16 protein-coding genes are annotated in these 15,484 nt (G+C 55.4%); 7 read left to right on the top strand and 9 right to left on the bottom strand.

The window, feature by feature from the left end:
• Positions 1–14: 14 nt before the first annotated feature.
• Genes DL346_RS00715 through DL346_RS00705 form a run of 3 tightly spaced genes read right to left on the bottom strand, consistent with a single transcriptional unit; the run spans position 15 to position 3,203 of the window.
• Positions 15–836 carry a type II secretion system F family protein gene (locus DL346_RS00715; protein WP_112880072.1) on the bottom strand — a complete coding sequence of 274 codons (822 nt, stop codon included), beginning with the start codon at positions 834–836 and terminating at the stop codon, positions 15–17.
• Complete coding sequence (locus DL346_RS00710; protein ID WP_112880070.1) at positions 833–2,074, bottom strand: TadA family conjugal transfer-associated ATPase; 1,242 nt, start codon at positions 2,072–2,074, stop codon at positions 833–835. Before DL346_RS00710 ends, DL346_RS00715 begins: the two co-directional genes overlap by 4 nt.
• On the bottom strand, positions 2,022–3,203 hold the full coding sequence (locus DL346_RS00705) for an AAA family ATPase (protein ID WP_112880068.1): 1,182 nt from the start codon (positions 3,201–3,203) through the stop codon (positions 2,022–2,024). Before DL346_RS00705 ends, DL346_RS00710 begins: the two co-directional genes overlap by 53 nt.
• Before the next feature lie 298 nt (positions 3,204–3,501).
• Between DL346_RS00705 and DL346_RS00700 the strand changes: the two genes are divergently transcribed.
• Positions 3,502–4,140: a nitroreductase family protein gene (locus DL346_RS00700; RefSeq protein WP_112880066.1), complete on the top strand. Its 639-nt coding sequence runs from the start codon at positions 3,502–3,504 to the stop codon at positions 4,138–4,140.
• Between the two features lie 81 nt (positions 4,141–4,221).
• On the opposite strand, the gene ndk is transcribed toward DL346_RS00700, so the two are convergent.
• Both ndk and DL346_RS00690 read right to left on the bottom strand, forming a co-directional pair.
• On the bottom strand, positions 4,222–4,698 hold the full coding sequence (ndk, locus tag DL346_RS00695; protein WP_112880064.1) for a nucleoside-diphosphate kinase: 477 nt from the start codon (positions 4,696–4,698) through the stop codon (positions 4,222–4,224).
• 123 nt (positions 4,699–4,821) lie between these two features.
• Complete coding sequence (locus tag DL346_RS00690) at positions 4,822–6,621, bottom strand: M3 family oligoendopeptidase (RefSeq protein ID WP_112880062.1); 1,800 nt, start codon at positions 6,619–6,621, stop codon at positions 4,822–4,824.
• Positions 6,622–6,726: 105 nt separating this feature from the next.
• On the opposite strand from DL346_RS00690, the gene DL346_RS00685 reads away from it, so the two are divergent.
• Entirely contained in the window at positions 6,727–6,900 is a 174-nt protein-coding gene (locus DL346_RS00685) for a YycC family protein (protein WP_112880060.1), read from the top strand.
• Positions 6,897–7,133, top strand: a complete 237-nt coding sequence (locus DL346_RS00680; protein ID WP_112880058.1) for a hypothetical protein — start codon at positions 6,897–6,899, stop codon at positions 7,131–7,133. The genes DL346_RS00685 and DL346_RS00680 overlap by 4 nt, the downstream gene beginning before the upstream one ends.
• A gap of 52 nt (positions 7,134–7,185) precedes the next feature.
• Here DL346_RS00680 and DL346_RS00675 read toward each other — a convergent pair whose 3' ends face one another.
• Both DL346_RS00675 and DL346_RS00670 read right to left on the bottom strand, forming a co-directional pair.
• The gene (locus tag DL346_RS00675; RefSeq protein WP_112880056.1) at positions 7,186–7,878 is read right to left on the bottom strand and encodes a DUF2225 domain-containing protein; all 693 of its coding nucleotides are present in this window, start codon (positions 7,876–7,878) and stop codon (positions 7,186–7,188) included.
• Between the two features lie 22 nt (positions 7,879–7,900).
• Positions 7,901–8,278 carry a globin domain-containing protein gene (locus tag DL346_RS00670; RefSeq protein ID WP_112881709.1) on the bottom strand — a complete coding sequence of 126 codons (378 nt, stop codon included), beginning with the start codon at positions 8,276–8,278 and terminating at the stop codon, positions 7,901–7,903.
• Between the two features lie 467 nt (positions 8,279–8,745).
• On the opposite strand from DL346_RS00670, the gene ylbJ reads away from it, so the two are divergent.
• From ylbJ to DL346_RS00655, 3 genes are all read left to right on the top strand, one after another.
• On the top strand, positions 8,746–9,837 hold the full coding sequence (gene ylbJ, locus DL346_RS00665) for a sporulation integral membrane protein YlbJ (protein WP_112880055.1): 1,092 nt from the start codon (positions 8,746–8,748) through the stop codon (positions 9,835–9,837).
• A 65-nt stretch (positions 9,838–9,902) separates the two neighbouring features.
• The gene (locus DL346_RS00660) at positions 9,903–10,700 is read left to right on the top strand and encodes an NAD kinase (protein WP_112880053.1); all 798 of its coding nucleotides are present in this window, start codon (positions 9,903–9,905) and stop codon (positions 10,698–10,700) included.
• A gap of 1 nt (position 10,701) precedes the next feature.
• Complete coding sequence (locus DL346_RS00655; protein WP_112880051.1) at positions 10,702–12,441, top strand: ABC transporter ATP-binding protein; 1,740 nt, start codon at positions 10,702–10,704, stop codon at positions 12,439–12,441.
• Between the two features lie 53 nt (positions 12,442–12,494).
• On the opposite strand, the gene DL346_RS29240 is transcribed toward DL346_RS00655, so the two are convergent.
• Positions 12,495–13,361, bottom strand: a complete 867-nt coding sequence (locus DL346_RS29240) for a YutD family protein (protein ID WP_112880049.1) — start codon at positions 13,359–13,361, stop codon at positions 12,495–12,497.
• A gap of 19 nt (positions 13,362–13,380) precedes the next feature.
• Positions 13,381–14,277: a lipoyl synthase gene (gene lipA / locus DL346_RS00645; RefSeq protein WP_112880047.1), complete on the bottom strand. Its 897-nt coding sequence runs from the start codon at positions 14,275–14,277 to the stop codon at positions 13,381–13,383.
• A gap of 200 nt (positions 14,278–14,477) precedes the next feature.
• Here lipA and DL346_RS00640 point away from each other — a divergent pair, with 200 nt between their 5' ends.
• A complete protein-coding gene (locus tag DL346_RS00640) occupies positions 14,478–15,467 on the top strand; it encodes a M23 family metallopeptidase (protein ID WP_420849493.1) in 990 nt (329 codons plus the stop codon).
• Positions 15,468–15,484 lie beyond the last annotated feature (17 nt).

The following is a 15,484-nucleotide window of genomic DNA, read 5'->3' as shown; positions in this document are numbered from 1 at the left end:
CCTTCCTTGAGCATTCACATGCGAATTTTCATGATCTTTACCATCAGTGCGAAGCATAGCGCGAGCAGAATAAGTGCCGCTGTTAGCAGGACATAGCCGATTCCGTTGTATAGAGGAGCCATGTAATCCGGTGCCGTCAGGTTGAGAAAGGCGAGGAAGACAAACGGTACCGCCATCATAATCCGGGATTCCAGCCGCTTCTGCGCGACCATCACGGCAATTTCCTGCTGCACATCCAGCTTCTCGCCGATCGTTTGAGATGTCCGTCTAATGACCTCCACAAGATCGCCGCCGGATCGTTTGCAGGTCGTAAAGACGTCGGCAAACTGCGAAATATCGTCGATCTGAGCACGGCTGCTGAAATCAGTCAAAGCCTGCTCAAGCGATTCGCCGTAGCCCATTCGCGCCGCGATGATCTCGAATTCAACCAAAATCTCAGCCGATGGATCGGGATAGAGCAGTCGAAGGTCCTCGTGAGCGGTAAGAAAAGCATTTTCCACCGAACGACCTGCGGCAAGCGAAGAGGCAATGGAATAGAGCGCTTCTTTAAATTGGAGCGCCAGTCGAAGCCTCCGCTGCTCCAACAGCGTTCGCCGCTGGATCCTGGGTGCGAGTACCCCTGCAGCAGACAGCACGAGCGCCGCAACAACAGACCGGTAGAATAAAAATGCCGAGGCAAAGACAAGCACGCATCCAACTGCCGCAGCCGCGCCGAATTGCCGCTTGCTAAGCCGATACTCCCAATAGCAAGGCAGCTCTCTGCCGGCAGCCGCCGCCGAACCTGACCATCCGAGCCACAGCAGCCAATCGGATCGATTAAGATTGATTCTCTTCATGCGCGATCACCTTCAGTGGCTTCAGCCATGCCCGCCATCTGCAGCTTCCATATCTGCTGCAGCCTGCTGTTCTCGCACCGTTTTAGCTCACCAAGCACACGGCCTTCCCGCTCTCCCGCTTCTTGAAACCGATAGAGGGGTTGAAGCTGCACCTCGCCGTCATTCGCGCCGACGACCTCGCAGATCTCAATGACCCGACGGGAACGGTCGCGCAGTCGTGACAAATGCACAATAATATCGATTGCCGATCCGATTTGCTGCCTGATGACGGCGATCGGCAAGTCGGCTCCACTAAGCGCCATTGTTTCCAACCTGGCGATCATATCCCGTGCGCTGTTGCTATGGCCGGTGCTCAAGCTTCCATCATGTCCGGTGTTCATCGCCTGCAGCATGTCAATAGCCTCGCCGCCCCTCACCTCACCGACAACGATCCGATTCGGACGCATCCGCAGAGACGCCCGAATCAGCTCCCGCATTGCAATTGCGCCTTTCCCTTCGGTATTGGCGTTACGCGTCTCCAGCGAAACCAAATTCGGCACCGATCGAATCTGCAGCTCCGCCGCGTCTTCAATGGTGACGATCCGCTCGTCCTCGGGAATGAACTGGGACAGCGCATTGAGAAAGGTCGTCTTCCCCGATCCGGTGCCGCCGCTGATAAAGATGTTGTACTTGGCTTTTACGAGCTTTCCCAGCAGCGCGGCCGCTTCACTAGTCAGCGCGCCGCAAGCGATCAGATCTTCCATAAGCATCGGCTTCTCGGGAAATTTACGGATTGTCATCGTTGGACCCTTCAGCGCGATCGGGGGCAGTACGATATGAACCCTGGAGCCGTCGAAAAGCCGGGCATCCGCAATCGGGGTCGATTCGTTTACGACGCGGTTAACCCCGGCGACGACCGTTTGAATCAAATCCTCCAGTCGTTCCCTGCTTTCGAAAGCCATAGGGAGTCTGGTCAGCTGACCGGCCCTTTCCACAAACAGCTCCTCATGCGAGTTGATCATAATTTCCGTAACGGATGGGTCGTCCATCAGCGGCTGCAGGAGATCTAGCCCGCGAAAGGAGTGAAACAGCCTTCGGACAAGCTGGATCTTCTCGCCAGTCGTAAGGGGATGATCCCTGCTCCAGCGAAAAACCTCTCTCTCGATGCGGCTGCCGAACTCCTCGTCTGACAAGGCGCTGCCCAGTTCAAGCTGATTGCGGATTCGCTCCTTGAGCAGCTGGACCGTTGCTTCGTTCAATGGCGTCACCTCCCGGCGGTAATAAGGCTAGCTGTCTGAGCAGCAAGTCTACGGCTCCCCGATAATTCGGGGAGCTGTAGCCGCTGCCCGCAGCCTGTCCGCAGAACGCCCACTCCTTGACGAAAGGCAGAGAAGCAGCTATCGGGAAGGACGCTGCAAAATCCGCACCACCGCCGCCTTCCATCCCCATGCCTGGCCCCTTCACGAGTACGTAAAGAAGTTTCGGCAGCATCCCTTCAAAGGCGCTTCCATACTTATGGCTGCCATATTGGGCTGCCAGTTCCGTCTTGCGCAAGCTGGCGGAATCAGGCGACAGCAGCCACAGCACATAGCGGCTGGTTCCGAAAACGCCGATATGAACCAGGTCCAGCCGGCTGTCCAAGTCCGCTACGATCAAGTCGTATTCACCGCTCGTCTTAATGGCAGCCAGCAGCTTCTCCGCATGATCGGCCGAAAGCGACAGCCGCTCCTCCACATTGCTGCTCGGCACGATATAATCGAAGCCGAGCGACGTATGCCGTTTGCGAACGGCAACCAGCTGAGCGTGAACCTTGTCAGGTGACGTCTGCAGCGTATAGAGCAGCCGCGAGAAATCTTCGCTCCCGTCAGTGTCACTATCCCAGAGAGGCGAAGAGTTCCACTGCTCCAAGTTCAAATAGAATACGCGTAAGCCGCAAGCCGCTGCTTGCCTGACAAGCTGCAGCGCAAGCGTCGTCTTCCCGATGCCGCCGGAGGGCGAATATACGGCAACAATGGCGGTATCATCAGCCTCTGTCCCTTGTTTGGAGGGCTGCACCGACTCTGAATAAACAGCGGCGAACTCCTGCAGCAGCTGAGGAAGCGGTTGATATTGCTGCAGCTGATGCTTATAGGGCGCAACTCCAGCTGACTGCATCAGCACAGCCGATAAGATGCCATCTGCCAGCTCGCCGAGTTCATCCATCATGCCGGGCTGTGCAACGAGCAAATCGACGGCGTAACCGCCGCGGATATAGCCGCGTAGTGCGGCCGGGTTCGTAAAGCCCGTTAGCTGCCAGCTTTCGCCGAACGGACTATGGCGAATATACTCGCCAAGCCGTTCGAGATAACCGGACTCCTGCACGGCGACAATAAGGCTTCGTTTGCTCATGGCAGTCAATTCCACACTCCTTTCTTTCTCCGCAAAGGATGAAATGAACGCAAAAAAAGCACCATAACAACGCAGCTGACCTGCGCGTTACGGTGCTTCCGTAGCGTTTAGCGATATTGACCATAATTTACCACATTTTCGAAGCGGCAGTCAACAGCTTAGCTAAGAAATTTTCCAACATCCATAAAAAATGTAGTTGCTTATCTTTTGTAAGTATACTATACTTACGTTAGTCACATGATGAAAGTTAAGTTACTTATATTTACATTCATTCCAAATGGAGAGGAAGATACCTATTATGAACCAAAATCATACCGTTACCGCACTTACCGCCGAGCAAGCGATGCGCGAGCGTCATTCCGTTCGCCAATTCAAGAGAGATGTCGTCATTCCGGATGAGACGTTGAACGAAATTCTTGAGCTGGCGGCAATAGCGCCATCCTCTTGGAATCTGCAGCAATGGCGTTTCCTCGTCATTAAAAACCAAGATCAGAAAGATGCGATCCGTCCGATCGCATACGGTCAACAACAAGTATCCGACGCTTCCGTAGTCGTCGTCGTTCTAGGTGACCTTCAAGCGCAAATCACTGGCCGCGAAATCTATGACGAAATGCTGGCAGCAGGTCACATTCCGCAAGAAATCCGCGACAACATGGTCAATCAAATCGAAGGCGCTTATTCCTACGAGCAGGTTGCACGTGATGAAGCAAACAAGAACGCAGGTCTTGCAGCGATGCAGCTGATGCTAGCAGCGAAAGCAAAAGGCTATGACACCGTACCGATGGGCGGTTTTGACAAAGCGAAACTCGTTGAAGCGCTAAACATCCCTGACCGCTACATCCCGGTTATGATGATTCCGATCGGCGAAGCTGCTGCACCGGGCCGTCCGACATCCCGCCTGCCGCTAAGCAAGCTGGTCATCAACGAAACGTTCTAATTCGGAACAAGTAAAAAATAAAGCGAAAGCCCTCCGTTCTCAGCTTGAGATGCGCGAGGGCTTTCTTTTGTAAACGACAGTCTAGTGGACCGCCCGTTCATCCTGCCCCACGACCGTTCCGCCAAACAAGTGGACAGGCGGCGACGCTGCTTCCCTGTTAAAGAACAAGGCGATTTCTCGGGCAGCGCTTGCGTCCGAGTCCGATCCGTGCACGATGTTTCCTGAAATGTCCATGCCGTAATCGCCGCGGATTGTTCCCGGCCCCGCCTCAACGGGATTCGTTCGGCCGATTATGGCACGGGCGTTCTCGACCGCATGTCGGCCTCGCCAGATCATCGCGCATACCGGACCTGAGGTCAAATAATCGACCAATTCGCCGAAGAATGGCTTCTCCCGAAGCTCGCCGTAGTGCTGTTCGGCCAACTGCCGGTCGATCGTGCGCAGCGAGATCGCGGCAAGCTCGAAGCCTTTTTGCTCAAACCGCGAAATGATCGGGCCGATCAGCCCCCGCCGTACGCCGTCGGGTTTTACCATTACAAATGTCTGCTCTACTTGCATGTTTCAACCGCTCCTTCCTAAACGCAGTTCTGCTGACAGAAAAACGGCGCAGTCACCTCTAAGGCCGCACCGTTCTCTATACTTGCAGTATTCCACGATATGGAAGGTTTTAACCCTCTACCATCAGCCTTCTTCCGTCAGTGCCAGAAACTCGTCTACGTCCGCCAACGCGAGCTGCACCGCTTCGCGCCAGAAGTCAGGCCCGTCGAGACGTACGCCGAGATGCTTTTGCGCCAAATCCTCAACGGTCATCAGCCCGGTGTCACGCAGCAGAGCCACATAGCGGTCTGCAAAAGCCTCGCCTTCCTTGTTCGCCTGCGCGTAAATTCCGCAGCTGAACAGATAGCCGAACGTGTACGGGAAATTGTAGAACGGTACATCCGTTAAGTAAAAATGCAGCTTCGACGCCCAGAAATGCGGATGCACGCCGCCGAGCGCGCCGCCAAACGCTTCGCGCTGCGCGCCCTCCATCAGCTCGCAAAGCTCTTCCTTCGTCAGCATGCCCTGCGTGCGGCGTTCGTAGAAACGCTGTTCAAACAAGAACCTTGCGCGGATATCCATGAAGAACGAGACCGCATTGCTCAGCTTATCATCGAGCAGCGCCAGCTTCTCCTCGCGACCAGACGCAGCCCTCAGAGTAGAATCCGATACAATCATCTCCGCAAAGGTCGAAGCCGTCTCCGCCACGTTGCTCGCATACTCCTGGGCAAATGGCGGCAAATCGTTCATGACGTGCTGATGATCGGCATGTCCCAGCTCATGCGCTAGGGTCGACACATTCGAAGGGGTGCCGGAGTAAGTCATGAAGATCCGGGTCTGTTCGCTTTTCGGAAAAGCGGTGCAGAATCCGCCCGGACGCTTCCCTGAACGATCTTCCGCTTCAATCCAGGCATCGCGGAAAGCCATTTCCGTAAAATCCGCCAAATCCGGGCTAAACGCACGGAACTGCTCCGTAATGATGGCGGCCGCCTCGCTATATGGCACCGATTTGCCAGCGGAGCCGAGCGGAGCGTTGACATCGTGCCAATCCAGTTTCTCGATGCCAAGGAGCTTCGCCTTGCGCTCCAGATAGCGGACAAGCTTTGGCTTCCCTTCGCCGACTGCCGCCCACATCGCGTTCAATGTAGCTTCGCTCATCCGGTTTATGGCCAACGGCTCCTTCAGCGCCGATTTCCAGCCGCGCTTCTCGTACAGCTTCAGCCGGAAGCCGGAAATGCGGTTCAGCGTATCTGCGCACAAATCTCCCTGCTCCGACCATTCGCGTTCCCATTCCGCAAATGCGGCTTCGCGCACGGAGCGGTCCCGATTGCTTAACCGGTTATGCATTTGGCCGGCGGAAAGCTGCTTCTGCGTTCCGTCGCTCTCCGTAATTTCGAACCGGATGCGCGATACGATCGTGTTATAGAAATCGCCCCAGCCATGGTAACCGTCGATGGCCAGCTCAGCAGCAAGCGCCTCCTCCTTGGGCGGGAGCTTCTCCTTGACCGCTTCGCGGCGCTCATTCAGCACGAAGGCGACCGGCGATACCTCGGACGACTGCAGCCAGCTCGTCCAGCTTTCGTCATCTGTGCGCAGCAGCTGCTCGTCAAAGCTGGTAAGGGCGGCGCTGAACTTCGCCATCAATGTTTTAACCCGGTCATTGAGTCCGTTTGCCGCGGAATCCTTCATTTGCTGCGCTTGCAAGCAGCCGACAAAGGAATCGGATTGGCGCAGCCGCATCAGGATCGATTGAACGGACTCCGTCCAAGCTGACAACTGCTTTGCGGAAGCGGCGGAGCCGCTCTCCGAAGCCTGCTCCAGACTGCGGTCAAGCTCGTCAATATCCCGCTCCAGCCCTTTAAGCTCCTCGGCAAATGCGGCTGAGCCGGAGCCTCCCGCGTAAATCGTTTCTAAATCCCAAGACATCGGTAATGATGATTCCATTCGCAGCCTCCTCTTTCACCGCGTTGCGAATTCACCTTCAGCGGTGTATAACTGAATTATAACGCCATAGTCGCTGAATTTTCCAACTTTGAAGGAGTGATTATCATGACCCAACCATTGCAGCTCTCACCCGAAACCGCAATCAAGCTGGCCAAAGAGCTGAATGTCCCGCTGGAGCATTTGATGCATATGCCCAAACATATCTTGCTGCAGAAGATCGCGGAGCTCGCCAAGAAATCGGCTGCCGAGGCTGAAGATAAAGGAGCATCCAGCACGTGATCCCTTTCGAACGCGCATGGCCTTATGACATCGTCATGAAAGACGTTTACGTGCCCAGCTGTCCGTTCTGCAGCAAAGACAACGTCCTTCTCCCTCTTCGGCCCCGCGAGCTAAGCGATATTCGGACAGGCAAGAAGCGCCTGCTCGTCTTTCCGTGCTGCCATAACCGCGTGACGGTCGTGGATGCCGACCAAGACTACTTGCTGACCGATACGAAGCTGCGCCGCGCCTAACACGACAAAAAGCCGTCCAAGCCAATATATGGCTCGGACGGCTTTTTTCACATTACATCGCGGCAGGCTCTTCATCGAAATTGTCTTCCTGCTGCTGCTCGCGAAGCAGCTGCCACTGATCGCGGCAGGCCCGGATCATCGAAGCGTCCTCGATCCGCTTGTCGTTGACGACCCGCGCGAACCAGCGCACGGCCGTGCGCGGCTCGCCGATACGGCGGTACAGCTCCCCGATCAGATACATCAGCTTCGCATTGTTGAGCGAGCCGCTTTCCGTTTCGAATACGGCAATATACGCATCCAGCGCATAGCGCAGAAATCGCTGCTCCTGCTCCTTATTGCCTTCGTACCGGTACAGCCAGGCAATGTGATGGAGAATGCCGGCGATGACGCGCTCCTTCTCCGCGATAACGCCGCCGCAGAGCAAGGCAAGCTTGTAGCATTCCAGCGCCTGCTCCTTCGTCCGCGCGCCGCCGTATTCGCGGGAGCTCCAGCGGTCGCCGAGCGCATCCTTGTATTTCCGCTTCTCCGCCTCGGTCAGGACCGCTTTGCCGTTCTCCGTGGAAGCGAAGCCGCAAGTCGGGCACACGCGCACCACGTAGAAATCCGGGTTGCATTCCGTCTTATATTGGGAACAGAAATCAGTATCCCTTCCGGCAGGTTTCTTAAAGCTTGGGCGTACACGTGACGTCTTGTATGTGCTCTCACAGCAGATGCAAGTAATCGAAGTCTGATAAAGTGGATCCATTCGTCGTCACGTCTCCCAATCGTTATGGTTGATTCACGAAATGATACGCGGGTCCAGAGAGGCGCTCGATCATCAGTTGCTGCAGCTCCTGCGGCAGGTTCGATTCGGCCAGCGCTTCACGCATGCAGCCAAGCCATGCTTCCGCACGTTCACGCGTGATCGGAAACGGCATGTGCCTTGCCCGCATCATGGGATGCCCGTACTCATCGGAATACAGGGACGGTCCGCCGAAAAATTGCGTAAGGAACATCGTCTGCTTCTCCATGACAGGAGTGATATCCGCCGGGAAGAGCGGCCCAAGCAATGGATGTTTCAGAACTTTAGGATAAAAGGCCTGTACGATCGTCTTGATGCCCGCGACCCCTCCGACAGCCTCATAAATAGTGCTATAGTTACTCATCGTCATTTTCAACTCCGTTTTTTAGGCCTTTTGAAGCAAATATATTACTCTTATTTTAACACGAAATAAGCTCCTGTAGGCATATAAAAAAATGCCCTCCGGCAAGAGGGCATCTGTGGCAGTAAATAGTGGTGCGAATAAGAGTCCGACTTAGTCAGCTTTCATAATCCTCTTCCCCGGGAGCCAACAAGGACTCGCGGATGACATAGACGAATGCGCATACGAGGATGCCGGCAATTATACTCATTAGTCATCACCTCTTGCGTTCGATTAACATAATTCAATTGTATCACACGCGGACACAAAATCATACATCGTTTTGCAAGCGTTTTCTCAACCATAAATTGCTAAATTCCCTCAAGCTGCCGCCCTTTCTGGAAAAAGCATTCTTCCGGACAAGTGATGATTGTCCTCCTCCTCACATATAGCAGTAATAGCAGTATTTTTCGTTCAAGGAGGGGCCTCGCATGCACGTCGTCCGCTTTCTGCTTCGCCCGTCACTTATACCGGCTTGGTCAACCGTGCTGCTCGTGCTGCTGATGATAAGCTTTCCTGCCGAGGCACTTGCCGCTTCCATACGAGGACTATCGATCTGGTGGGAGGTGCTGTTCCCGGCGCTCTTCCCGTTCTTCGTCATCTCCGAGCTGCTGCTTGGCCTTGGCATCGTTCATTTTTTCGGAAAAATATTAGACCCTTTCATGCGGCCGCTATTTCGAATCCCCGGCATCGGGGGTTTCGTCGTCACGATGGGCTACGCCTCCGGCTATCCGGTCGGGGCGAGGTTAACGGCCCAGCTGTGGGAGCAGAAACTGATCACCCGGTCTGAAGGTGAGAGGCTCGTCGCGTTTACGACGACATCGGACCCGATCTTTCTCATCGGCGCCGTTTCCGTCGGCTTCTTCCATAACGTCGCACTTGCGCCGGTACTGGCTGCGGCTCATTACGGCGGCGGCCTGATTATCGGCCTCTTGATGCGGTTTCATGACCGGAACGAGAAACCGTCGAAGTCATCAGGCAGCGACAGCGGCAAGAACGCCGGCAAAAGCAAGCGGAGGAGCCGGCTGACAGAGGCGATCCATGCGATGCATACCGCTCGTATCATGGACGGACGCACCATCGGCGTGCTCCTTCAAGATGCCATACAAGCCGCCCTGCGGCTGATGATCGTCGTAGGCGGCCTCGTCGTCGTGTTCTCCGTCATCATGGAGCTGCTGCGGCAGGCCGGGGGCATTGAGGTGCTGGCTCAGGGCATTCGAGCCATCCTTAGTTTGATTCACGTACCGTCCGCGCTCTCCGACGCTGTCGTGAACGGCATCTTCGAGGTCACGCTAGGCGCGCGCTCCGCCGGTACGGCGAGCGGCAGCGGCCTAATCCACCAAGCGGCGATCGCCGCATTCATTCTCTCCTGGGGCGGCCTCTCCGTGCATGCTCAGATAGCGAGCCTCCTCAGCCATACGAACCTGCGTTACAGGCCGTTTATCCTTGCGCGTCTCGTGCACGGCTGCATCTCTACAGCCTTAATTTATCTGCTCTGGAGCTCGCTCGGCCCTGTGTCCTGACATTGAATTCAAATCTTTTTTCCGCTATGATTCAAGTATTAACTGCGCGGAAGGGGCGCCTAGATTTGAACTATGTCGTAATTGACAGAGGGGATAAGCTCTCGAAGGAGCTTGTCACCCGCTTCCATGAGCTTGCAGCAGAACGAGGACTCACCCGCAACGACGATAATCCTGAGATGGTCATTTCGATCGGCGGCGACGGAACGCTGCTGAAGGCCTTTCACACGTATGTGAACCGAATTGACGATCTCGCATTCATTGGCATACATACCGGCCACCTTGGCTTCTTTGCCGACTGGAAAGCCGATGAGCTGGAAGAGCTCATACGGATGATGGGGGAATGCGAACCGCGCATCGTGCGCTATCCGCTTGCCCAAGTCGAGCTGGATACGGACGAAGGCGTAATGACGCACACCGCGCTGAATGAGTTTACGCTAAAAGGCTTGGACAACATGCTTGTCGCGCAAATTAATATCAACGATGAAATGTTCGAAATGTTCCGCGGCGACGGCATCGTCGTTTCGACGCCATCGGGAAGCACCGCGTACAACAAAAGCTTGGGCGGCGCCGTGATTCATCCGTCGATCGAATCGCTGCAAATCGCCGAGATTGCCTCGATCAATAACCGCGTCTACCGCACGCTTGGTTCCTCCGTCGTGCTGCCGCAGCATCATCACTGCGACATGATTCCGCGCCAGGGTCAGCGGTTGCAGCTGACGTTCGATCACATCGCGATCGTTCGGAACGATATCCGCTCCATCCGGTGCAGCGTAGCTTCGCGCAAGGTAAGCTTCGCCCGCTATCGGCCGTTTACATTCTGGAACCGGGTGCGTGAAGCGTTCCTCGGTTATGACGTGAAATAAGATGAACCATTTTCGCGCCTATCTGCAAATCGTCAAGCCCTACCGATGGCTGATCGCAATTACGCTGGCGATCGGCCTTATTAAGTTCGGAATCCCGCTCACGCTGCCGTTATTTATCAAATATGTCGTCGATGACGTGCTGCTTGCGCCGCTCTCTTCGGCCGACAAAACCGACAAGCTGTTCAAAGCCGTGGGGCTGGCCTTCATTCTCTTCGTAATCATCCGTTATCCGATCGAATATTACCGGCAATATTTCGCGCAGCTGACGACGAGCAGCGTGTTATTTGACTTGCGCAACAAGCTGTACGCCCATTTGCAGCGGCTTTCCATCCGGTTCTACCAGAACCGCAAATCAGGTGAAATCATTTCCCGGATGATGAACGACGCGGAGCAGACCAAGTCGCTTGTCGAAACCGGGCTTATGAACATCTGGCTGGATATGTTCACCCTTGTCATTGCGCTCGTCATCATGTTCAATATGAACGTGCTGCTGACCTTCGTGGCCATCGCCGTGCTGCCGTTCTACGGGTATGCCGTGAAGAAGCTGTATAAGCGGCTGCGCGCCTACTCGCGCTCCAGGTCACAGGCCATCGCCGAAATGCAAGGCTATCTGAACGAGCATGTCAACGGCATTCCTGTCGTGAAGAGCTTTACGCTGGAGCGGTATGAGCAGGAGCAGTTCGGACGCAAAAATCAAACCTTTCTGGAACGCGCCTTAGCCTTAACGAGATGGAATGCGCTGACCCAATCCATTATTAATACTCTTACTGAAATCGCGCCGCTGCTGGTCCTCGCCTGCGGCGGTTATTTAGTGGTGCAAGAATCGCTTACGCTGGGCGAATTCGTCGCCTTCTACGGCTATCTGGACCGTCTCTATGCCCCTCTGCGGCGGCTTGTGAACTCGTCTACCGAGCTGACGCAAGCATCCGCCTCGCTGGAGCGCGTCATGGAGTTGATCGGCGAGCAGCCAGAAATCGTCGATGCGCCGGATGCCAAAGAGCTGCGCTCGGTACAGGGCGATATCGGATTCCACAATGTTTCATTCCGCTACCAGAATGAATCGGAGTGGGTGCTGCGGCATATCGATTTGAGGATTCCGCAAGGTAAAACCGTGGCGCTTGTCGGCATGAGCGGCGGCGGCAAATCCTCGCTCGTCAGCCTGCTTGCGCGCTTCTACGATACGCAGGAGGGCGACATCACGATTAACGGCCAGTCGATCCGCAGCGTGACGCAGCACAGCCTGCGATCCCAGATCGGCATGGTGCTGCAGGACAACATCCTGTTCAGCGGCTCCGTCCGCGAGAACATCATGCTCGGCAATCCGGACAGCACGGAAGAGCACATGATCGCCGCCGCCAAACGTGCCAACGCTCACGAGTTCATTCAAGCGCTGCCGAAGGGCTACGATACCGAAATCGGCGAGCGGGGCGTCAAGCTCTCGGGAGGCCAGAAGCAGAGGATCGCCATCGCCCGCGTCTTTCTGAAGGATCCCGGCATACTCGTTCTCGATGAAGCGACCTCGGCGCTCGATTTGGAGTCCGAGCATGCCATTCAAGAATCGTTGGCAGAGCTTTCGCAGAACCGGACGACGCTTGTCGTCGCCCACCGGCTGTCGACGATAACGCATGCCGATCTCATCGTTGTCATCGAGCATGGCGAAATCGTCGAGCAAGGCAAGCATGAGGAGCTGATGCGCTTGGACGGTGCATATGCCCGGCTTTATAACGTTCAATATTTATAACATACAAAAAAGCCTCCGTTACCTGCATCCACTGCAGGTAACGGAGGCTTTCGTTATTTGGGTTCGTGCTTCGGTCCTTGGTCCTTGCCGCCGCGCCCTTGAGGCGGGTGTGCAGGATGCTCCGAGGTTGCCGCAACAGGAGCCTTCTGGTTAAAGTGATTCCGTTTATTGCGGTTACGCTCGGATCGTTCAGGACGATCCCCACGATGCTCGCCGCGATCATGACGCTCCGCGCGCTCCGGACGCTCATGCCGATCGCCGCGGTCTTGTCGCTCCCCACGCTCCGAACGCTCGCCGCGGTCGTGACGCTCCCCGCGCTCCGGACGCTCATGCTGCTGTTGCCGCGCAGGCTTGCCGTGCTCCTTGTCCTTGCCTTGCGGCTTGCGGCCCTCGCGCGCTATTTCCCGCTCGGCTCCCTTCGCCGCCGCTTCTTTGCGGTTGTTGTTGCGCTGCTGCTCTCTGCGCTGATCCCGCTCGTGGCGAGGCATAAACTTCACCTGCTGATACTCCGAAGCCGGCGCATCGCTAGCCTGGCCGGCAGCCACGGCACGGGATGCGGTTACATAAGCTTCCACGCCGTCAGCCGTTTCGTAGCTCTCGCCGTCATGATCGTCGGAAAGCTCGCCGTCTTCGCCCGACCGGGAGCCGCCAGGCTGCCGTTCCAGCACAAAGTAGGCACAGCCGAAATTACAGTACTCGTTAATATAGTCCGTCATCGAAGAGAATGCGGTGTCGCGCGTCACCTTGGGGTGGTTGTCGCGAAAGAATCCCTTGAGCCGAAGCTGATTATATCCCCAATCACCGAACACGTAATCGTAACGTTCCAATACTTCGCTGAACCGCTCGCGAAACGCTTCGAAATTCCAGCCGTTTCTATTTTCATGAATTAACTCGTAGGTTTTGCCGCTGATATGGATCAAGTCTGCTTCTCACTCCTTCTCACAGGGATGCGGTCTCCGCCGCCGCTGCGGATTTTACCTGCTCATGCGCATGATACGAGCTGCGTACAAGCGGTGCCGATTCCACATGGCTGAAGCCGCGTTTCAAGCCTTCTTCTTTCAACTGCTTGAATTCATCCGGATGCACGTACCGATGGATCGGAAGATGGCTCGGCGATGGCTGCAAATATTGACCCAGCGTCAAAATATTGCAATCCACCGCGCGCAAATCGTCCATCGCCTGCAAAATTTCGTCCCATTCTTCGCCAACGCCGAGCATAATGCTCGATTTCGTCGGAATGTTCGGTTTCATTTCCTTGGCGCGCTTAAGCAGCTCCATTGAACGCGCGTATTTTGCCTTGGCGCGTACGCGATTCGAAAGCCGTGCAACGGTTTCAATATTGTGATTCAAAATATCCGGCTCGGCATCCATAACCGCCTGCAGCGCGTCCCAGTTGCCCATAAAGTCCGGTATCAGCACTTCGACGCTGCACAGCGGCAGCTTCTTGCGGATCGCTTTGATCGTCTCAACGAAGATCATCGCCCCTCCATCGGCCAAATCATCGCGCGCAACCGAGGTTACGACGCAATGCCTGAGACCCATTTGCTCCGCGGCCTCCGCGACGCGTTCCGGCTCCTGCAAGTCCAGCTCGGTCGGCATGCCGGTCTTCACCGCGCAAAAGCGGCAAGCCCGCGTGCAAATATCGCCGAGAATCATGAACGTTGCCGTCCGGTTCGCCCAGCATTCGTAAATATTCGGACAACGCGCTTCCTCGCATACGGTATGCAAGGTTTTGGTGCGCATCATGTCTTTAATTTCGGCATAGTTGCCGCCAGTCGCTAATTTTATTCGAAGCCAATCGGGCTTTGGTGCCCGCTCGGTATTCTTTGTCTTCATGAGAGGTGTACCTGCTTTCTGTAATCTCTGCGTCTTATTATAGCATGTTTCGGATAAAAACCAATGATTTGCAAACCATAACAGCAGGGCAGTTCACACCAATTGCACCCATTTCGGACATTGTGCCGGAATCAACATGTTGGACTGCGAGTTGTTGCGTGTGGAGGCTGATACAGCTGAGATCAATTGGAAAACGCCTAGTGGCAGTGTTGGCGGTGGCAGGGCTTCTGCAGTGCACCCCGGTTTACGCGGATGCGAAAGGCACTGCGCCGGAGCAAGATGCCTATGCCAAAAGAAGAGTTCTATACGATGAAATAAGCATCGTTACCCGCATTCCTTGGTACCGTCTTGCAGCCGTCGACCAGTATGAGAGGACAATTACAAAAGCAAGGCCCAAAACCCGTGAACAGCTGGGGCAATATATCAGCGTGTTTATGACGGATAGCGATTGGGCCGGCGTACTTAACCCCGACAGCGGGGACGAGACGCCCGCTTCGATTAGGTGGTTCAAAGGACTTGGCGTTGACGGTGACGGCGACGGGCGTGCGATTCGCACGAATGACACAGATTTACTGTATTCTGTTGCCAATCGTTTCATGCAATACGGCACGGAAGAGGATGATTTTTCGATCGGGCTATGGCAGTATTACCATAACACAAGGGCGGTACAGCGAATCCGCCAGTTTGCCCGCATCTATGAAACATTCGGAAAGCTGGATTTGTTCGAGCATGCGTTTCCGGTCCCGATCGGGACCAACTATTCCTACAGAGGAACATGGGGTACTCGCCGCAGCTGGGGAGGCTATAGGATCCACGAGGGGACCGATATTTTCGCCAATCATGGCGTGCCTGTGCGCAGCACCTGCTACGGCATTATCGAGGTGAAGGGCTGGAACCCGTATGGGGGCTGGCGCCTTGGTATCCGCGACCTCAATAATTACTATCATTATTATGCGCATCTGTCCGGCTATGACAAGACATTAGCCGTCGGCAGCATCGTTAAACCCGGCCAAGTTGTCGGCTGGGTGGGCAGCTCAGGCTATGGCAAGCCCGGAACATCGGGTAAATTCCCGCCGCATCTGCATTACGGGATCTATCGTGACCGCGGGCTGGTGGAATGGTCCTTCGATCCGTATCCTATGCTGAAGCAGTGGGAACGGGACGAACGCCGCCGGATGCGCAAGAAGTAATCAAGGCCAAAGAGCGC

This window comes from Paenibacillus montanisoli, from assembly GCF_003268025.1.
GTDB classification, from domain to species: domain Bacteria; phylum Bacillota; class Bacilli; order Paenibacillales; family Paenibacillaceae; genus Paenibacillus_Z; species Paenibacillus_Z montanisoli.
The sequence above is the reverse complement of the archived record's forward strand: the minus strand, read 5'-3'. Positions and strand labels throughout refer to the sequence as shown.